The 19,333-nt window shown below is 62.9% G+C and carries 13 protein-coding genes, 2 tRNA genes and 2 rRNA genes (1 of these 17 cut by a window edge); 7 read left to right on the top strand and 10 right to left on the bottom strand.

Translation table 11 applies throughout. The annotated features are described in order from the left end of the window. Positions 1-86 precede the first annotated feature (86 nt). From ACO06R_RS05205 to ACO06R_RS05195, 3 genes are all read left to right on the top strand, one after another. The gene (locus ACO06R_RS05205) at positions 87-1,001 is read left to right on the top strand and encodes a rhodanese-related sulfurtransferase (RefSeq protein WP_421857038.1); all 915 of its coding nucleotides are present in this window, start codon (positions 87-89) and stop codon (positions 999-1,001) included. A 9-nt stretch (positions 1,002-1,010) separates the two neighbouring features. Further along, positions 1,011-1,841, top strand: coding sequence for an urease accessory protein UreD (locus ACO06R_RS05200; RefSeq protein WP_421857035.1), 831 nt, complete (start codon positions 1,011-1,013; stop codon positions 1,839-1,841). 105 nt (positions 1,842-1,946) lie between these two features. Then, complete coding sequence (locus ACO06R_RS05195) at positions 1,947-2,780, top strand: SDR family NAD(P)-dependent oxidoreductase (RefSeq protein WP_421857032.1); 834 nt, start codon at positions 1,947-1,949, stop codon at positions 2,778-2,780. Positions 2,781-2,802: 22 nt separating this feature from the next. Here ACO06R_RS05195 and ACO06R_RS05190 read toward each other — a convergent pair whose 3' ends face one another. The 5 genes from ACO06R_RS05190 to ACO06R_RS05170 form a co-directional block, all read right to left on the bottom strand. Then, entirely contained in the window at positions 2,803-3,360 is a 558-nt protein-coding gene (locus tag ACO06R_RS05190; protein ID WP_421857029.1) for a TetR/AcrR family transcriptional regulator, read from the bottom strand. A gap of 177 nt (positions 3,361-3,537) precedes the next feature. Next, entirely contained in the window at positions 3,538-4,581 is a 1,044-nt protein-coding gene (locus ACO06R_RS05185) for a C4-dicarboxylate ABC transporter (protein WP_421857026.1), read from the bottom strand. A 62-nt stretch (positions 4,582-4,643) separates the two neighbouring features. Further along, complete coding sequence (locus ACO06R_RS05180) at positions 4,644-5,966, bottom strand: TRAP transporter large permease (protein ID WP_421857023.1); 1,323 nt, start codon at positions 5,964-5,966, stop codon at positions 4,644-4,646. Then, entirely contained in the window at positions 5,956-6,504 is a 549-nt protein-coding gene (locus tag ACO06R_RS05175; protein ID WP_421857020.1) for a TRAP transporter small permease subunit, read from the bottom strand. Before ACO06R_RS05175 ends, ACO06R_RS05180 begins: the two co-directional genes overlap by 11 nt. 49 nt (positions 6,505-6,553) lie before the next feature. Beyond that, a complete protein-coding gene (locus tag ACO06R_RS05170; RefSeq protein ID WP_421857017.1) occupies positions 6,554-7,315 on the bottom strand; it encodes a DeoR/GlpR family DNA-binding transcription regulator in 762 nt (253 codons plus the stop codon). Between the two features lie 213 nt (positions 7,316-7,528). Here ACO06R_RS05170 and ACO06R_RS05165 point away from each other — a divergent pair, with 213 nt between their 5' ends. The 4 genes from ACO06R_RS05165 to ACO06R_RS05150 all read left to right on the top strand — a co-directional run bounded on the left by ACO06R_RS05165 (position 7,529) and on the right by ACO06R_RS05150 (position 14,485). After that, positions 7,529-8,971, top strand: coding sequence for an NAD(P)/FAD-dependent oxidoreductase (locus ACO06R_RS05165; protein ID WP_421857014.1), 1,443 nt, complete (start codon positions 7,529-7,531; stop codon positions 8,969-8,971). Beyond that, a complete protein-coding gene (locus ACO06R_RS05160; protein ID WP_421857011.1) occupies positions 8,961-10,214 on the top strand; it encodes an NAD(P)/FAD-dependent oxidoreductase in 1,254 nt (417 codons plus the stop codon). Before ACO06R_RS05165 ends, ACO06R_RS05160 begins: the two co-directional genes overlap by 11 nt. Then, positions 10,211-11,632: an FGGY family carbohydrate kinase gene (locus ACO06R_RS05155; protein ID WP_421857007.1), complete on the top strand. Its 1,422-nt coding sequence runs from the start codon at positions 10,211-10,213 to the stop codon at positions 11,630-11,632. The genes ACO06R_RS05160 and ACO06R_RS05155 overlap by 4 nt, the downstream gene beginning before the upstream one ends. Positions 11,633-11,971: 339 nt before the next feature. Beyond that, positions 11,972-14,485 carry a heavy metal translocating P-type ATPase gene (locus ACO06R_RS05150; protein ID WP_421857004.1) on the top strand — a complete coding sequence of 838 codons (2,514 nt, stop codon included), beginning with the start codon at positions 11,972-11,974 and terminating at the stop codon, positions 14,483-14,485. Between the two features lie 16 nt (positions 14,486-14,501). On the opposite strand, the gene ACO06R_RS05145 is transcribed toward ACO06R_RS05150, so the two are convergent. The 5 genes from ACO06R_RS05145 to ACO06R_RS05125 form a co-directional block, all read right to left on the bottom strand. Next, entirely contained in the window at positions 14,502-15,635 is a 1,134-nt protein-coding gene (locus tag ACO06R_RS05145) for a CaiB/BaiF CoA transferase family protein (RefSeq protein WP_421857001.1), read from the bottom strand. Positions 15,636-15,833: 198 nt separating this feature from the next. Beyond that, positions 15,834-15,910, bottom strand: a tRNA-Met gene (locus ACO06R_RS05140). A 144-nt stretch (positions 15,911-16,054) separates the two neighbouring features. Then, a 5S ribosomal RNA gene (gene rrf, locus ACO06R_RS05135) occupies positions 16,055-16,169 on the bottom strand. A 67-nt stretch (positions 16,170-16,236) separates the two neighbouring features. Continuing rightward, positions 16,237-19,053, bottom strand: a 23S ribosomal RNA gene (locus ACO06R_RS05130). Between the two features lie 238 nt (positions 19,054-19,291). Then, a tRNA-Ala gene (locus ACO06R_RS05125) sits at positions 19,292-19,333 on the bottom strand (it continues 34 nt past the right edge of the window).

Here is a 19,333-nt window from a genome sequence, read left to right as displayed (position 1 = left end):
GGCCCCGGAAACAGGGCGCGGCGATGATGACGCGCGCCTTCCACCCGCTTGCCTCACAGCGCCGTTTCGCAGTATCGGAGGCGATCATGGAAAATCCGCCCTTTGTCGTTGCCGCGCTTTATCATTTCGCCGATTTCGGACGCTACCAGGCGTTCAAGCCGGAGCTTGAGGCACTGTGCCTCGACGCGGGGCTGAAAGGCACGCTGCTGCTGGCGTCCGAAGGCATCAACGGCACGGTGGCCGGCAGCCGCGCCGGGATCGACCGGCTGATCGCCTTCCTGCACGCTCAGCCGGAATTCGCCGATCTCGAACACAAGGAAAGCTTCGCCGAAAAGGAACCCTTCCTGCGCATGAAGGTGCGGCTGAAAAAGGAAATCGTCACCATGGGCGTGCCGGGCACCGACCCGAGAAAGATCGTCGGCACCTATGTCGACCCGGCCGACTGGAACGCCCTGATCTCCGATCCCGAGACCGTGGTGGTCGACACCCGCAACGATTACGAGGTATCGATCGGCACCTTCGAGAACGCCGTCGATCCGCACACCGCCACCTTCCGCGAATTTCCCGACTGGGTGCGCCGTAACGACAACGAACTGCGCGGCCGCAAGGTCGCCATGTTCTGCACCGGCGGCATCCGCTGCGAGAAGGCGACCGCCTTCGTCCGCGATCTCGGCATCGACGAGGTCTACCACCTGAAGGGCGGCATCCTGAAATATCTCGAAGAAGTGCCGGAGGAGGAAAGCCTCTGGCACGGCGACTGTTTCGTGTTCGACGAGCGCGTTGCCGTCGGCCACGGCCTGGAACCCGGCGACTACACGTTGTGCCGCGCCTGCCGCCACCCGCTGACACCCGAGGAAGTCCGCTCCGACGATTTCGTCGAGGGCGTCTCCTGCCCCTTTTGCGTGGCTGAGCGCAGCGATGCCGACCGCGCCCGTTTCGCCGAAAGGCAGCGCCAGATCGGCCTCGCCAAGATGCGCGGCGAAAAGCATCTCGGTTCCTGAATGCTCGATATGCCGACACCGCCAAAGCCCGCGCCCATGCAGCGCTCCGATGGCGAAGGCGCGCTGGCCGTCAAGCTTGCCGGCGGCCGCTCGCGCATCGACCGGCTGCACCAGCGCGCCAATGCCAAGATCCGCATTCCGAAGACCCATGGCGATGCGCTTGAGGCGGTGCTGATCAATACGTCGGGCGGCATCACCGGCGGAGACACGCTTTCCTGGACCGTGGATGCTGCCGCCAACACGGCGGCCATCGTCACCACCCAGGCCTGCGAGCGCATCTACCGTTCGTCCGGCGGCGTGGGCCGTGTGACGACCAGCCTGACCGCCGGTTCGGGCGCAAGCCTGTTCTGGCTGCCGCAGGAAACGATCCTGTTCGACGGCGGCGCGCTCGACCGCACGCTTGAAGTCGACCTCGACGCGACCGCCCGGTTTCTTGCGCTGGAAACCGTGATCCTCGGTCGCGAGGCGATGGGCGAAACGGTCGCGTCGGGCACGCTGCGCGACCGCTGGCGCATCCGCCGGGCCGGCCGGCTGGTGCATGCCGACGACCTGCGCTTCGATTTTGCCGATGCGGCGCATGCGGGCGACCAAGCGGTGCTTGCCGGCAACCGCGTCTTCGCCACGCTGCTGTCGGTCACGCCGGACCCGGCCGAGCGCCGCGATCTCGATCTCGCCGCCATCCGCCTCCTGTTGCCGGAAACCGGCGGCGCCAGCCTCACCGGCGAGAAAATCGCCGTCCGCCTCGCCGCGCCGTCGGCTTATGCGATGCGCAAGGCGCTGCTGCCGCTCATCAATGTTCTTCTGGAAGGCCGCGCCCTGCCGAAGGTCTGGCAGCTCTGATCTCGGAAGACCCCAGCGGCATTGCGACATTTTGCCCCGACGCACTTTGGGGGCCGCCTACGGCAAATGTACAATACGTGTTTATATGTACAGGCGTCCCGAGCAATGGAGAAGGCGAAGATGGAAGACTTCAACGACAAGATCATCGTCATAACCGGTGGTGCGACCGGTATCGGCCTTGCGCTCGCCAGGGCGTTCGGACGCGAAGGCGCGAAGCTCGTGCTTTCGGCGCGCCGCGAAAACCGTTTGCGCGAGGCGGTCGACGCATTGGCTTCCGAAGGCATCGAGGCCAGCTATGCGACCTGCGACGTCACCGACCTCGCCCAGGTCGAGGCGCTGGCCGACACCTGCTGGGAACGCCATGGCCGCGTCGATATCATCGTCAACAATGCCGGCATGAACCAGCCCGCCCCCGGCCCTGTGATCGCCATGCCGATGGCGGATGTACACAAGGTGCTGGGCGTCAACCTGTTCGGGGTCTGGCACGGTTCGGCTGTGTTCGGTCGCCGCTTCGTCGAACAGGGCACGCCGGCGGCGATCTACAATATCGGCTCGGAGAACTCGCTGTTCAATGCGGTTCCCGGCGCGGCGGCCTATGTCGCCAGCAAGCACGCGGTGCTCGCCATGACCGACGCGCTTCGCGAGGAGATGCCCGATTTCGTCGATGTCAGCCTGATCTGTCCAGGCTTCGTGCGCTCCGAGCTCGGCCCCGCCGAGCTGATGAGCCTCGGCATGGACACTGACAAATTCGCGGCGACAACACTCGATCAACTCAAGGCCGGTCGCTACTTCGTCGTCAGCCATGCCTACAACATGGCGCACATTGACCAGCGCTATGACGAGATCCGCGAAAGCTTCGCAACCTACGCGCCGCGCTATGAGGGCGATGCCGAGTTCGATATCCGTACGCTCGCCCAGCGGATGTCATCCGACCGGTAGGCCAGGAAGCTGCCAGCCGGGTTCAGGCGATGGCGTTCAACACCATCTGCCTGAGTTCGGCGAGGAGCGTATCGAGTTGAGCCCGGTCGCGAGCTTCCGATTTGGCGGCCGCGGCTGCCAGGTGGATCAGTTCCGAAAGCACGCCGATCGTGTGACCTTTGGCGGCAAGCTGGTCCTCGTAGTCACCGAGCACCCGCTCGACAATGCCGCGAAACGTCTTGGCCGAGGCGATGATCTCGTCGCGGCTGGTGCTGTTCATCCCGTCGATGATATCGGCGGCATTCGGCGAAACATTGAGCGTCTCGAAGGGGCGGACCGCGATATGCTCGAAGATCAGGTCGAGGCGCTCGCCAAGATCGGACCGCGTCTCCAGACCGGCCTCGATTTCCGCGATGGCCCGCTCGGTAAACAGCCGGATCATCGCGCGCAGCACGTCGTCCTTGTTGGAGAACGCGTTGTACAGCGTCTGCCGGGCAATGCCGGCTTCGGCCGCGATATCGTTCATCGCGGTGCGTTTGACGCCATAGCGCAGAAACAGCCCGAAGGCAGTTTCCAGGATGTTGATTTCTCTGTCATTCATGATCGGCCACGCCCATTCCCAGATTCGCCAATGTAGGCATATGGACGTTTGGCATCAATATGTAGTGCGGTTTGATCTCGGAGATCGGCACGCGTCTGCCGAAAGGTGGATTCCCGCCCGCCAACGGAAAATGGCGGGCCCGACACAGGCCCGCCATCCAGTTGCTGTCGGGAACGCTTACGAGTAGCGGTAGGGAACGCCAACCTTGTCCATGACAGAGTTGTAGCGCTTGAACGTATCGACCACCCGCTTGGTACGCGGGCTGATCGAAGCCAGTTCTTCCCAGAAGCCCTCGGCATCGCCGACCACCTGGTCCCATTCTTCTGCCGGAATGGTTGTCAGCTCCATCTTGTCGCCATTGACACGCAGGTCGGCTTCGCCGCCCCAGTACCAGACCTGGCGATAGTAATGCGACTGGTCCATCGTCACGAGGAACAGCTCTTTGAGGTGATCAGGAACCTTGGCCCAGCTTTCGCTGTTTGCGAAGTAGGATCCGCACCATGCGCCGGTGACGTTGTTCAAAAGCGCATAGTTGCAGACATCGGCCCAGCCGACTTCATAGGCTTCGGTGAAGCCGCACCATGCCACGCCGTCGAGTTCGCCGGTCTGCATTGCGACTTCCACGTCTTCCCACGGCACCTCGACCGGGATGAGCCCGTAGCGCGCCAGGAAGCGGCCGGCGGTCGGCACCCCGAACACGCGCAGGCCGGCCATGTCCTTGATCGACCGAATCGGCTTGTCGACGGTAAAGATGTGCAGCGGATCCCAGGCGCCGGCACCGAGCCATTCCACGCCTTCGATCTCGCCATAGGCCTCGGCCCAGATCTCGTTCAAGCCGTAGCGGTCGAACAGCACCGGCAGGTCGAGCGAGTAGCGGGTCGAGAACGGGAAGTAGCCGCCAAAAACCGAAATATCGACGGGCGACGACATGGTCGCGTCGTCGGATTGGACAGCGTCGAGCGTACCGCTCTGCAGGGCGCGGAACAGTTCGCCGGTCGGTACCAGCTGGTCGGCATAAAACAGCTCGATTTCCATCTCGCCATTGGCCGCTTTGTTGAAGGCCTCGATTTGCGGCAGGATCACGTGCGCGCCGAGCGGGGCGCCCGAATAAGTCTGCAGCCGCCACTTGATCGGCCCCTGCGCCTTGACGATGGCCGGGGCGGCGAGCGCACCGGCACCGACCACGCCGGCACTGGTTAGAAACTTGCGTCTGGTGTTCATAATCTCTCTCTCCTAGTTGAACTGCTGTTAGTGTGTTCTTGCCCCTGTTTTCGGGGTTCTTGTTATTTCCCGTAGACGTAGTTTGGGAGCCACAGTGCGATCTGGGGGAATGTCATGACGAGTGCGAGCGCGAGGATCATGACGCCGACGAATGGTATGATGGAGGTGTAGATGTCTTTGAGCGTCACCTCTGGCGGCGCCATGGCGCGCATCAGGAACAGGTTGTAGCCGAAGGGCGGCGTCATGTAGGCGATCTGGGTGGTGATCGTGTAGAGCACGCCGTACCAGATCAGGTCGAAGCCGAGTATCTTGACCAGCGGCACGTAGAGCGGCGCGACGATCACCAGCATGGCGGTGTCGTCGAGGAACGTGCCCATCAGGATGAACGACAGCTGCATCAGGATCAGGATCATCCACGGGTCGAGGCCGAGCTGCTCGGTGAACAGGTTGTCGATGGCGCGCACCGCGCCGAGCCCGTCGAACACCGCCCCGAAGCCGAGCGCGGCCAGGATGATCCACATGAACATGCAGGAGATGGCCAGCGTCTGGCGGGTGCAGGTCTCGAACACCTTGAGCGTCATGCGCCGCGTGACGATGGCGGCCGCCAGCGCCGTCATCGCGCCGATGGCCGAACTCTCCACCAGGCTGGTCCAGCCATTGATGAACGGCACCATCATCGCCGCGAAGATGCCGAGCGGCAGCGCCCCGGCGCGCAACAGGCGCAGTTTCTCGGCCATCGGCACGTTGCGCTCTTCCGCCGGCAGGGCCGGGCCCAGATGGCGCTGGATGCGGCAGCGGATGGCGATGTAGAGAATGAACATGCCCGCCATCATCAGCCCCGGCACAACCCCGGCCAGCCACAATTGGCCGACCGGCTGGCGGGCGATCATCGCATACAGCACCAGCACCACCGACGGCGGCACCAGGATGCCGAGCGAGGAGCCGGCCTGGATCACGCCGGTCACCATCTGCTTGTCATAGCCGCGCCGCAGCAGTTCCGGCAGCGCGATGGTCGCGCCGATCGCCATGCCGGCCACCGACAGCCCGTTCATCGCCGAGATCAGCACCATCAGCCCGATCGTGCCGATCGCCAGCCCGCCATTGATCGGCCCCATCCAGACATGGAACATCCGGTAGAGATCGTCGGCCAGCCGACTTTCCGACAGCACGTAGCCCATGAAGATGAACATCGGCAGCGTCAGCATCGGATACCACTTCATCAGCTTCATCGCCGACGAGAACGGTATGTCGTGGCCGCCGGTGCCCCACAGCGTCAACGCGGCGATCGCCGCCACCGCGCCGATGGCGCCGAACACGCGCTGCCCGGTCAACAGCATCAGCATCATCGATGCGAACATGACGATGGCGATGGCCTCATACGACATTGGGCGTCTCCGGATCGGAAGGGGTGTCGGCAAGCGCGATGCCGGCCAGCTTGGCGATGTCCTTCAAGAGCTCGGAGACCGCCTGCAGCAGCATCAGCAAGATGCCGATGACCATGATGGTCTTGACCGGCCACAGAAGCGGCCGCCACAGAGACGGGCTGCGCTCGTTGTATTGCAGCGAATAGGCCAGCGAATCGTAGCCGCCCCACAACAGCACGGCGAGATAGAAGATCAGAAGGCAGACGGTGAACGCATCGAACCAGGTCTTGCGGCGGTCCGACCAGTTCGAATACAGCAGGTCCATGCGCACATGCGAGCCGAGCTGCATCGAATAGGGCCCGCCGAGCAGGTAGTAGGCGACCAGCGCATATTGCGCCATCTCAAGCGTCCAGAACGCAGGCACCACATAGACCGCCTTGGAGATCGACGACCACAGCAGGATCGCAACCATCAAAAACAGGCCGAACATCACAACCCGGCCGATCCAGTAGTTCAATCCGTCAACAACCCGAACATAACGACGCAGAAGAAAAATCATGACGCGGCTCCCCGCGGCGCGCCCACTGTCGGCTTTGTGCCGTTCGGCTTCACAGGATTTGCACTCCAGCCTGAGACAAGGCCGCCCCGAGCGCCGCGCCGGGCGGCGCGTCGGAGATGAGCACATCGATTTCCTCGAGTGGCCGCACGCGAAACGCCGCCCTTCGGCCGAACTTCGAGCAGTCGGCAAGTATGACGGTCCGGTTCGCCCGCGCCGTCATCGCGCGTGCAACCTCCGCCTCCTCGAAACTGAAGTCGCAAGCCCCGTGATCGGCGTTCAGGGCGCCAATGGTGATGATCGCGTAATCGGCGTTGAACCGCTCGATCTCGGTCACCGTCGCGGACCCGACCGTTTCACTGTTGTCGCCTTCAACCGCGCCGCCGAGCATGAACACATCGGGCCCAAGCTTGCGCGCCGCCAGCGAGCTGGCGATCTTGAGCGAATTTGTCACCACCCGTAGCGACCGCTGATCAGCCAGAGCTTCCGCGGCAAGCAGCGTTGTCGAGCCGGTATCCATGAAAATCATGTGGTCGGGCTGCAGCCACCGCGCGAGTTTCCCGGCAATGGCTTCCTTGCCGGGCCGGTTCTGGCTCATCCGTTCGTAGAAGGACCCTTCGATCAACCCCGGGGCTCGCTTGGCGCCGCCATGTACCTTGAGTAGTACGCCCGCGTCCTGCAGCGCGGTCAGATCGCGCCGGACTGTTTCAAGCGATGCGCCGACCACTTCGGCGATCTCGTCGACCCCGACTTCGCCGCGGGCCGCCACCATGGCCGAGATCCGATCCCGGCGGGCTTGCGCGCGGGCTGTCACGGGAAAACCGTCGTCCCGAGGTCAAACAGCATTCGATCCAGCCCCCATGCTGGCAACATCCTCTCGCCTCTCCCTTTTCGGGCAAAAATTGGTGGCAATGTGACCATTTGGGCACTATTTTCCAACCTTAGGGTTGAAATTTGACCGAAGCAAGGGCTTTCTACGCTTACTGACCGAAACTGGTCGGACTTGCCTCATGTGGGGGGATTATCGATGAAGGAAGCGCCTCTCGGGGACGGTTGCTTCGACATTGCCGTGATCGGCGCCGGAGTTGTCGGGGCCGCCGCTGCGCGGCGACTGGCGCTGGAAGGCGCGCGGGTCGCGATCCTCGACAAGGCGGCGGATCCGCTCGACGGCGCATCGAAAGGCAACAGCGCGATCCTGCACACCGGTTTCGATGCCCCTGTCGGATCGCTGGAACAGCGCTGCGTCGCCGAGGGACGGCGACTTTTTCTGGAGAACCGCGAAAGGCTGGGCCTGCCGCTCCACGAGACCGGCGCGCTCGTGCTGGCTTGGACCGGCGACGAGGAAGCCCGGCTCGACAGCCTCATCGCCCAGGCTCACGAAAACGGCGTAACTGACGCCGTGCGGCTCAGCCGCGCGGAGATTCTCGAACGGGAACCCGGGCTTTCTGAACGCGTCGTTGCCGGCTTTCACGTTCCTGGAGAACATATTATCGATCCCTGGACCACGCCGCTTGCCTATATCGCGCAAGCGCTCGCCCACGGGGCAGAGTTCTTCCCCGGCTGTGAGGTTCTCTTTGGCCGCCGCGACACGGATTGCTGGCGTCTGAAGACTTCGCGCGGTGAACTGACGACGCGCGCGACCGTCAACTGCGGCGGCCTTTATGGCGACATCGTCGAGAAGCGGCTTCTCGGCCACTCGGAAATGACCATCAAGCCGCGCAAGGGCCAGTTTGTGGTCTTCGACAAGGCTGCGTCACGGCTGCTGCACTCCATAATCCTTCCGGTGCCCACCGAACGGACCAAGGGGGTCGTGCTCTGCCGCACGATTTTCGGCAACGTATTGGTGGGGCCGACCGCCGAGGAACAGGAGAGCCGCGCCGATGCGTCGGTGGATACCGCAACGCTTCACCTGCTCCGCGCCAAGGCGGTCGAGATGGTGCCGGAAATGGCCAATTGCGAAGTAACGGCGACCTATGCCGGCATCCGCCCGGCCTCCGACCGCAAGGAGTATCGCATCGTCGCCAAGCCGGAGCAGACCTATGTCAATCTTGGCGGCATCCGATCCACCGGCCTGAGCGGCGCGCTGGGGCTCGCCGAACATCTGCTGGCGGCCCATGGCGATGCTGTCGGCGCGGCTTCGCTTTCGTCGCCGCCGACAATGGAACCCGAGCCGGTGCGGCTTCAGCACCTGTCCGATTATCACGAGCGCGACTGGGCCCGCCAGGGCAATGGCGGGATCGTCTGCCATTGCGAGAAGGTGACGCGCCGCGACATCGAAGCGGCGCTTGATGGCCCGCTGCCGCCACGAAGCTTCGCCGGGCTCAAGCGCCAAACACGGGTCTGCATGGGCCGTTGTCAGGGCTTCTACTGCCTCGCTGCCGTCGCAGCGCTGACGCGCGGGCGGCTCGACGAACCCATGACGCAAGAAGCGTCTCCTCAAGACCAGCGGGATACGGCCGATGGCGCGTGAACCCGACGAGCAATGCGATGTTGCGATCGTCGGCGGCGGGCCGGCCGGGCTGGCGCTTGCCAGCCGCCTCAAGCGCGCCGGCCTCGATCGCGTCGTGGTCCTGGAGCGCGAGGCGCAGGCCGGCGGCGTGCCGCGCCACTGCGGGCACTACCCGTTCGGCTATCATGAATACGGCCTGCCGATGCGCGGGCCGGACTACGCCCGCCGTCGCGTCGATGACGCGATACGGGCGGGCGTGGACCTGCGCACCGGCGTCACCGTGACCGACCTACTTGAAGGCGGCAGGCTCGGTATCTGCACCGACGCGGGCACCGCCACGCTCCCCGCGCGCCGGGTCGCGGTCTGCACAGGCACCCGCGAATCCAGTCGCGCCCAGCGCTTCATCGCCGGAACACGGCCACAGGGCGTCATCAGCACCGGTGCGCTGCAGTCATTCGTCTATCTGGAGCAGATGATGCCGTTCCGCCGACCGGTCATCCTCGGCACCGAACTGGTCTCATTTTCGGCGTTGCTGACCTGTCGCCATGCCGGCATCCGGCCGGTCGCGATGATTGAACCGCAATCGCGCATCACTGCACGCGCCTTCTGCCGCAGCCTGCCGGCGGTGATGCGGGTGCCGCTGCATCTGAATACGCGCATCTGCCGGATCCTCGGCGACCGGCAGGTCGAAGGCATCGAGGTCGAGACGGGACGCGATGGACGGCGGGTTATCGAGGCCGACGGCCTGATCTGCACCGGCCAATTCCGGCCGGAATCCGCGCTGATGCGAAACGGTCACCTCTCCGTCGATCCGGGCACCGGCGGCCCTGTCGTCGACCAGTATGCACGCGCCTCCGATCCGGCCTATTTCTGCGCCGGCAACCTGCTGCGGCCGGTCGAGACCCACGCCTGGTGCGCGCAGGAAGGCGACCGCACCGCCGCCATGATCGTCGAGGATCTCGAACGCGATGCGCCCGCAGGCGCGGCGGCTGACACCCCGATCGTGGCGGCGCATCCGTCGATCCGCTATGTCATGCCGCAGCGGCTTTCGGCGGACAGTGGCGGCACGACCATGCAGCATCTCCAAATCCGGCTGGCGGACCCGGCGCGCGGCCGACTGGTCGCACGCGCCGACGGCAGGACGGTCTGGTCAAAACGGATCGATGCCCTGCCCGAACGCCGCCTGCTTGCCCCGCTCGCCGCCTTGCTGCCGCATCGCGGGGCGAAATCCATCGAAATCGGCCTGGAGGAAGCCAACCTGTGAGAGTAGGCGCTATCGACCAGGGCACGACCAGCACCCGCAGCTTCGTCATCGAGGCGGATGGCACGCGCCGCGTCACAAAGGCGATCGAACATCGGCAAAACTATCCGCAAAGCGGATGGGTCGAGCACGATCCAGAAGAACTCGTCGCCAACATCAAGGCCTGTATCGACGCAGCCGGTCCGCTCGACGCACTTGGCATCGACAACCAGGGCGAAAGCTGCCTTGCATGGGACGCCGCGACCGGACAGGCGCTCAGTCCGGTTATCGTCTGGCAGGATGAGCGCACCGCCGAGACGATCGCACGGCTCAAGGCGGACGGCGCCGAGGACCTGACGCTGGCGCGCGCCGGATTGCCGCTCGACGCCTACTTTTCCGCCGCCAAGCTCGGCTGGATCGTCGCCAATCTGCCCGAAGCGAAGGATGCCCTGGCACGCGGCAGCCTGCGGCTTGGCACGACCGACGCATTCTTCGCCGACCGGCTGGCCGGCCGCTTTGTCACCGACGTGTCGACCGCCTCGCGCACCTCGCTGATGAACATCGCGACCTGCCGATGGGATCCGGACCTTTGTGCCCTGTTCGGCGTACCTGCCGAATGCCTGCCGGAGATCGTCTCCAACACCGGCGAATTCGGAACCGTTTCCACGGCCGCCGGCCCGGTGCCGTTGACCGCCCTGATCGTCGACCAGCAGGCAGCGCTCTATGGCGCCGGATGCCGCGCCCCGGGCGAGGCCAAGGTGACTTTCGGCACGGGCGCCTTCGCGCTGATGGTCACCGGCGGCGAAATCCACCACGAACAGAAGCACGGCCTGCTGCCGACCGTGGCTTGGCGCAAGCACGGCGAGCAGACCGCCTATGCGCTCGATGGCGGCGTGTTCACCGCCGCCGCCGCGCTGAACTGGGCGCGCGGCCTTGGTCTGTTCGAGACGTTCGATGCGATCGCCGGCTTCGACAAACCGCCGGTAATAGACAGGGGAGTCGTTTTCGTGCCGGCGCTCTCGGGATTGGGGTGCCCGCATTGGGACCGGCAGGCGCGTGGCACCTGGCTGGGCCTTGGACTGGAAGACGGGCCCGCCGACATGGTACAGGCCGTGCTCGAAGGCGTCGCGCTCAGGGCGGCCGAAGTTCTATACGCCATGGAAAGCGCAGTGGCGATGCAGGGCGCTGTACCGATCGATGGCGGCCTGACCAGGAACCCCTATTTCACCGGCTTCTTCGCAGATGCGATTGACCGCGCCGTGGAGCGTCAGGACGAACCGGAGGTGACCGCGTTCGGCACGGCTCTGCTGGCGGGCGAGGCCATCGGCGCACCGGCTCCGCCGCCAGCATCGCGCCAGCGCACCGAACCGCGGGGCGACGGCGTCAAGCGCCGCGAAGCGTTTTCCCGCGCGGTCGCGCTCAGCCGTCAGTGGCACTGCTAAAATCCGCGCGTCGCGACCGATGCGAGCCAGGATCTGGACTTTCGTGATCGGTCGGGCGAAACGCGAGACTGGCTGCCCGTTCGGCACATGGTGTGTGTCAAGAAAACAATGTCAGTTAACTGACTATAATGCATCGCAGCGGGCGAAACGTATCGCGTGGCCAGGAAAATCATCGAGCGCGGCCTTCAACGCGCGCAATTTCCGGCAGGCGTGCGTGGCGTTGTCTGGGGCCCGCCCGTCGCGAGGAGCAGCCACGAATAATTCCACTTTGGGCATTGACCTTCCAGTTACTGGAAGCACCATCTATGGTTCATCAATCAATCCGCATCGGGCACGCCCATGTCCCAGAAACAGGTTCTTTCGCTTTCCATCGAAGGGATGTCCTGCGCCTCCTGCGTCGGGCGGGTCGAACGCGGCCTGTCTGAGTTGCCTGGTGTCGCAGATGTCCGGATCAACCTGGCAGCGGAAAGCGCACAATTGAGCATCGCCCGGCCCGAACAGGCCGCCGAGGTGATCGCGACGCTCGAAGAACTCGGCTATCCGGCGCGCGCATCTTCGGTCACGCTCAACGTGCAGTCGCTCGCCTGTGCGTCCTGCGCCGGTCGTCTCGGCCAACGACTGCAGGCATTGCCCGGCGTGATCGACGCGAATGTGAACCTCGCCGCCGAGATCGCGACGGTTACCTTCGCCGAGGGCGCGGTGACGCCGCAAGACCTTGCGAACGCGTCAACGGCCGCCGGATTTCCTGCGAGCCTCGCCGACGCGGCGACAACGCAAACCCGCAGCGGGCACAAGGAACGGGAAGCGCAAGACCTCTCCCGCCAGGCGGCGGTTGCGGCGATATTTGCCTTGCCGGTGTTTTTGGCCGAGATGGGCGGGCATTTCGTCCCCACCCTGCACCATTGGATCCACCTGACGATCGGCATGGAAACGAGCTGGATGCTGCAATTCGCGCTGACCAGTATCGTCTTGTTCGGACCCGGGCGGATGTTCTTTGCCAAGGGCATACCGGCGCTCCTCAAGGCCGCGCCGGACATGAACAGCCTCGTCGCGGTCGGCACCGGCGCCGCTTATCTCTACTCGACCGTCGCGACCTTCATGCCCGGCCTGCTGCCGGCCAGTGTCCGCGCGGTCTATTTCGAGGCCGCGGCGGTGATCGTGGTGCTGATCCTGCTCGGCCGCTATCTCGAAGCCCGGGCAAAGGGACGCACTGGCGCGGCAATCGAGAAGCTGCTCGGCCTTCAACCGACAACCGCCCGCGTGCTGCGCGACGGCGAACCGGTGGAAGCGCCCATCGAGACGATCCTGCCTGGCGACGTCATCGAAGTTCGGCCAGGCGAACGCATCGCCGTAGACGGCACGATGACCGACGGAAGCTCTTTTGTCGACGAGAGCATGATCAGCGGCGAACCGGTTCCGGTGGCAAAGTCGGCCGGCATGCCGGTGACCGGCGGCACGGTCAACGGGGCCGGCAGCATACGCTTCGAGGCGACCCATGTCGGCGCCGATACGGTGCTTGCACGGATCGTCCGCATGGTCGAGGATGCACAAGGCGCCAAGCTGCCGATCCAGGTGTTGGTCGACAGGATCACGCTGTGGTTCGTGCCGGCGGTCATGGCGATTGCGGCACTGGCGTTCCTGGCCTGGCTGACGTTCGGCCCGCAACCCTCGCTGACATTCGCGCTTGTCGCCGGCGTTTCCGTGCTGATCATCGCCTGCCCCTGCGCGATGGGGCTGGCGACGCCGACCTCGATCATGGTCGGCACAGGGCGGGCTGCCGAGATGGGCGTGCTTTTCCGCAAGGGCGACGCGTTGCAGCAACTGGCCGAAACCGGCACGGTCGCGCTGGACAAGACCGGCACCGTCACACAGGGGCGCCCGGAACTGACCGATATACTGCTGGCCGACGGCTTCGACCGCGCATCGATGCTCGCAACCGTCGCCGCCACCGAACGCCGGTCGGAACACCCGGTCGCCGAGGCGATCTTGCGCGCCGCCGAAGCGGAGGGCGCAGAACGACTGGAGGCAGACAGTTTCACGTCGATCACCGGCCATGGCGTCAGCGCCGAAATTGCCGGCAAGCGCGTCCTCGTCGGCGCAGATCGCCTGATGGCACGCGAGGGCATCGACGTGTCCGGCTTCGGCGGCCAGGCAAGCAATCTCGCGCGGCGTGGACGGACAACCCTGTTCGCGGCGATTGACGGACGGGCCGCAGCGCTGATCGGCGTCACCGACCCGGTCAAGCCGTCGAGCCGAGATGCCATCGCGGCGCTGCATGCGCGCGGGCTGAGGGTTGCGATGATCACCGGCGACAAGCGCGAGACGGCGGAAGCCATTGCCGCCGAAACCGGCATCGACACGGTGATCGCCGGGGTTCTGCCGGAGGGCAAGGTTGCCGCGCTCGACAGCCTGCGAGAGGGCGGCACTACGACAATCGCCTTTGTCGGAGACGGTATCAACGACGCGCCGGCGCTCGCCCATGCGGATGTTGGCATCGCCATCGGCACGGGAACCGACATCGCCATAGAGTCCGCCGATGTCGTGCTGACCTCCGGCGATTTGCGCGGTGTCGTCAACGCCCACGCCGTCTCGCGACGCACCATGCGCAACATCCGTCAAAACCTGTTCTGGGCCTTCGCCTACAACACGGCGCTGATCCCCGTGGCCGCCGGCTTCTTCTATCCGGCGCTCGGTGTGATGCTGTCGCCGGTGCTGGCGGCTGGCGCGATGGCGCTATCATCGGTATTCGTGCTGACCAATGCGCTGCGGCTGCGCGCAATCGCGCCTGCGATGGCCGAGAGCGCAAGCCCGCAGGCGCGGGCGGCCATGCCTGTCGCCGCGCCTGCCGAGTGACCGGCGGTCGGTGCGATCACACGTCCCGATCGCTCAACAGGTCATCGTTGTTCTGGCCCAGCTCGGGATAGGGTCGCACCCCGTCGGCGTCCGCCCGGAACTGCCGGGCAACGGGTACCGGCATCGCTGTGATTTCAGCGCCATCAGGCGAGGCGACGCGCGCGTCGAACAGGCCACGAGTCCGGAAATGCTTTGACCGCATGGCTTCAGACAGCGTCCTGACGACGGTGCAACAGCAATCGGCGGTATCGAATACCGTTTCCCAATGCGCTGCCGGACGGGCGGCGATGATGGCGGCAACGCCCGCGGCAGTGGCTTCGGGTTCGGCGGCGTCGTTGCGCAGGGCATCGTCGAGGCCGATGGCCTCGCAAAACGTCATCCAGAATTTCTGTTCGAGCGCCGCGACCGCTGCGAAGCGGCCATCGACGGTCGGATAGAGCCTATAGCGCGGCGAACCGCCGGTGATCAGCCCGTCGCCGCTGCCCGGCCAGTCGCCGGTCACCTCACCCTGGCCAATCGCCCAGTAGGCGAAGGGAAAGAGATTGTCGGACATCGAGATGTCCAGATGCGCGCCCTCGCCTGTTCGGTCGCGATGAATGAGGGCCAGCAGGATGTTGAAGATCGCCGGATAGGTGCCACCGGCGATATCGCCGATCAAAGCCGGCGGGATCGTCGGCACATCTTTGGTGCCGAGACCGAGCGCCAGAAGTCCCGTTTCGCTGATATAGTTCAAATCGTGCCCGGCACGCAGATGGCCGGGGCCGGTCTGGCCGTAGCCGGTGATCGAGCAATAGATGATGTCGGGATTTGCCGCGCGAACAGCTTCGTAGCCGAGACCGAGGCGGTCCATGACACCGGGGCGGAATTGCTCGACGATAACGTCGGCCTCGGCGGCGAGCGGCAGTATCGCGTTCACCGCGGCCGGATCCTTCAAATCCAGCGCGAGGCTCTTCTTGCCCCGGTTCAAAAGGGCGAAATTGGAACCCGATGTGCCAAAGAAAGGCGGATAGCTGCGCATGTCCTCGCCACGCCCCGGGCGTTCGACCTTGACAACTTCAGCCCCGGATTCGGTAAGAAACAGGGTCGCCATCGGCCCTGGAAGAAGTGTCGAGAAATCAAGGACTTTCAGCCCCTTAAGTACACCTGCCATGCCCTTGGGCCTCCTCCCCATTTGCCCTCAGCGATCGCCACGGGCGGATAACGTTGTGACCCATTGAACGACTTCTTGCAAACACGATGACGGCGCCCAGACCTGCTCCGGCCAACCCGCAGAGCGCGATGAACGCCGCCCTAAGACGCAAAAAACCTCCGCGGCGGAGCCGACGGAGGTCTTTGATACGATTGTCTTTGGTTGCGGGGGCAGGATTTGAACCTGCGACCTTCAGGTTATGAGCCTGACGAGCTACCGGGCTGCTCCACCCCGCGTCAAAAGCTTCCGAGAAGCGATTGACGCCGCACCTGCGAACAAAACCGTCAAGTGCCGCGCCGAAGAGCGCTACTGCAAGCACCCCAAGCAAAGTCTGGAAGAGGTGCGCGTGTCGAGAAGATGGTCGTTATTGTGCTTGGCAGACCTGGCAGCGACCTACTCTCCCGCGTCTTAAGACGAAGTACCATCGGCGCTGGGGTGTTTCACGGCCGAGTTCGGAATGGGATCGGGTGCAGCCACCCCGCCATAACCACCAGGTCGGCGAAGCACAACAATTCGAGAAGCTGGCGCCATCCATGAAACGTCATGGATATGAGCAATGAGAACGATCAAGCCGATCGAGCTATTAGTACCGGTAAGCTTCACACATTGCTGCGCTTCCACACCCGGCCTATCAACGTGGTCGTCTTCCACGACTCTCAGGGAATACTCGTTTCGAGGTCGGTTTCCCGCTTAGATGCCTTCAGCGGTTATCCGTTCCGTATATAGCTACCCTGCTATGCCGTTGGCACGACAACAGGTCCACCAGTGATACGTCCATCCCGGTCCTCTCGTACTAGGGACAGATCCTCTCAATATTCCTACACCCACGGCAGATAGGGACCGAACTGTCTCACGACGTTCTGAACCCAACTCACGTACCGCTTTAAATGGCGAACAGCCATACCCTTGGGACCTGCTCCAGCCCCAGGATGCGATGAGTCGACATCGAGGTGCCAAACAACCCCGTCGATATGGACTCTTGGGGGTCATCAGCCTGTTATCCCCGGCGTACCTTTTATCCGTTGAGCGATGGCCCTTCCACACGGGACCACCGGATCACTATGACCGACTTTCGTCTCTGCTCGACTTGTCAGTCTCGCAGTCAGGCAGGCTTATGCCATTGCACTCAGCGAACGATTTCCGACCGTTCTGAGCCCACCATCGCGCGCCTCCGTTACTCTTTAGGAGGCGACCGCCCCAGTCAAACTACCCACCACACACTGTCCCGGACCCGGATAACGGGCCGCGGTTAGATATCCACGAAGATAAGGGTGGTATTTCAAGGATGACTCCACGCGAGCTGGCGCCCACGCTTCAAAGTCTACCACCTATCCTACACATGCCTTGGCGAATACCAGTGTGAAGCTATAGTAAAGGTGCACGGGGTCTTTCCGTCTAACCGCAGGAACCCCGCATCTTCACGGGGAATTCAATTTCACTGAGTCTACGTTGGAGACAGCGGGGAAGTCGTTACGCCATTCGTGCAGGTCGGAACTTACCCGACAAGGAATTTCGCTACCTTAGGACCGTTATAGTTACGGCCGCCGTTTACCGGGGCTTCAATTCAATGCTTGCACATCTCCTTTTAACCTTCCGGCACCGGGCAGGCGTCAGACCCTATACGTCGCCTTGCGGCTTCGCAGAGCCCTGTGTTTTTGGTAAACAGTCGCTACCCCCTGGTCTGTGCCACCCTCCCGCGGTTGCCCGCAAAAGGGTCACGCTTCTTCCGAAGTTACGCGTGCAATTTGCCGAGTTCCTTCAACGTAGTTCTCTCAAGCGCCTTGGTATGCTCTACCAGTCCACCTGTGTCGGTTTCGGGTACGGTCTATACGGAGGAGCTATTTCCTGGAACTCCTTCGCTGCCAATCCAATCCGATAAGGACTGACAACACACGGAATTCGTCACTACCTCCAGGTCGAGGAATATTAACCTCGTTCCCATCGACTACGCCTTTCGGCCTCGCCTTAGGGGCCGACTAACCCTGCTCAGATTAACTTTAAGCAGGAACCCTTGGACTTTCGGCGAGGGGGTCTCTCACCCCCTTTATCGTTACTCATGTCAACATTCGCACTTCCGATATCTCCAGGAGCCCTCACGGGTCTCCCTTCACAGACTTACGGAACGCTCTGCTACCGCTCTTACGAGCCCACAATTTCGGTGCATGGCTTTAGCCCCGTTACATTTTCGGCGCAAAACCCCTTAATTAGACCAGTGAGCTGTTACGCTTTCTTTAAATGATGGCTGCTTCTAAGCCAACATCCTGGTTGTTTTGGGAGTCTCACTTCCTTTCCCACTTAGCCATGACTTGGGGACCTTAATTGGTGGTCAGGGTTGTTTCCCTCTCCACGACGGACGTTAGCACCCGCCGTGTGTCTGCCAGATAGTACTTCCCGGTATTCGGAGTTTGGTTAGGATCAGTAAGACGGTGAGTCCCCATTACCCATCCAGTGCTCTACCCCCGGGAGTATTCGTCTGACGCTCTACCTAAATAGATTTCGCAGAGAACCAGCTATTTCCGAGTTTGATTGGCCTTTCACCCCTAGCCACAAGTCATCCCGACACATTGCAACGTGTATGGGTTCGGTCCTCCAGTTGGTGTTACCCAACCTTCAACCTGCTCATGGCTAGATCACTCGGTTTCGGGTCTAATGCAACGAACTGAACGCCCTGTTCAGACTCGCTTTCGCTACGCCTACACCTACCGGCTTAAGCTTGCTCGTTACACTAAGTCGTTGACCCATTATACAAAAGGTACGCCGTCACCCTTGCGGGCTCCGACTGTTTGTAGGCATCCAGTTTCAGGTACTATTTCACTCCCCTTGTCGGGGTGCTTTTCACCTTTCCCTCACGGTACTTGTTCGCTATCGGTCATGCACGAGTACTTAGGCTTGGAGGGTGGTCCCCCCACGTTCAGACAGGATTTCACGTGTCCCGCCCTACTCGAGGACAATGGTTCGCATTACGCATACGGGGCTGTCACCCACTACGGCCACACTTTCCAGAGTGTTCTGCTTGTCTCACCATTGCCACTGGCCTGGTCCGCGTTCGCTCGCCACTACTAACGGAGTCTCGGTTGATGTCCTTTCCTACGGGTACTTAGATGTTTCAGTTCCCCGCGTTCCCTTCTTACCCCTATGTATTCAGGATAAGATACCTTTTCACGATACTTGGAAATCAATGGAGCCCGAAGGCAACGCCGTGAAGCGCTTGAGCCTTGCGGCTCTATTGAATTTCCAAGTATCTAAGGTGGGTTTCCCCATTCGGAAATCCATGGATCAAAGCTTATTCGCAGCTCCCCATGGCTTATCGCAGCGTATCACGTCCTTCATCGGCTGTGCATGCCAAGGCATCCACTAAATGCCCTTAAGACACTTGATCGTTCTCATTGCCAATATCCACGATGCCCCGGCGGGCCACCATGTTATTGGCGAAAAGACCAGCTTCTCGAGATCTGTCCGGTGGTGCGGTTAGGCGACCAATCATAGTGCAGGCAATTGAGCGTTGCCGGCGACATGCCGACTAGATCGGCATCCGAACACATCTTCTCTTCACGATATTTGCAGAACAGGCGAACCGTCGAAACGATCCGCAAACTTTTGTTTCAAGACGAATGGAATGGTGGAGCCTACCGGGATCGAACCGGTGACCCCCTGCTTGC

The organism is Oricola sp. (assembly GCF_965230365.1).
Lineage (GTDB): Bacteria > Pseudomonadota > Alphaproteobacteria > Rhizobiales > Rhizobiaceae > Oricola.
This window is presented reverse-complemented; position numbering and strand designations above follow the sequence as displayed.

Excerpts from the sequence above, each read along its gene's own strand:
- ACO06R_RS05175 (WP_421857020.1), bottom strand. The coding sequence starts at position 6,504 with ATGATTTTTCTTCTGCGTCGTTATGTTCGGGTTGTTGACGGATTGAAC.
- ACO06R_RS05195 (WP_421857032.1), top strand. The coding sequence starts at position 1,947 with ATGGAGAAGGCGAAGATGGAAGACTTCAACGACAAGATCATCGTCATA.
- ACO06R_RS05160 (WP_421857011.1), top strand. The coding sequence starts at position 8,961 with ATGGCGCGTGAACCCGACGAGCAATGCGATGTTGCGATCGTCGGCGGC.
- ACO06R_RS05145 (WP_421857001.1), bottom strand. The coding sequence starts at position 15,635 with ATGGCAGGTGTACTTAAGGGGCTGAAAGTCCTTGATTTCTCGACACTT.
- ACO06R_RS05165 (WP_421857014.1), top strand. The coding sequence starts at position 7,529 with ATGAAGGAAGCGCCTCTCGGGGACGGTTGCTTCGACATTGCCGTGATC.
- ACO06R_RS05200 (WP_421857035.1), top strand. The coding sequence starts at position 1,011 with ATGCCGACACCGCCAAAGCCCGCGCCCATGCAGCGCTCCGATGGCGAA.
- ACO06R_RS05190 (WP_421857029.1), bottom strand. The coding sequence starts at position 3,360 with ATGAATGACAGAGAAATCAACATCCTGGAAACTGCCTTCGGGCTGTTT.
- ACO06R_RS05205 (WP_421857038.1), top strand. The coding sequence starts at position 87 with ATGGAAAATCCGCCCTTTGTCGTTGCCGCGCTTTATCATTTCGCCGAT.
- ACO06R_RS05150 (WP_421857004.1), top strand. The coding sequence starts at position 11,972 with ATGTCCCAGAAACAGGTTCTTTCGCTTTCCATCGAAGGGATGTCCTGC.
- ACO06R_RS05185 (WP_421857026.1), bottom strand. The coding sequence starts at position 4,581 with ATGAACACCAGACGCAAGTTTCTAACCAGTGCCGGCGTGGTCGGTGCC.
- ACO06R_RS05180 (WP_421857023.1), bottom strand. The coding sequence starts at position 5,966 with ATGTCGTATGAGGCCATCGCCATCGTCATGTTCGCATCGATGATGCTG.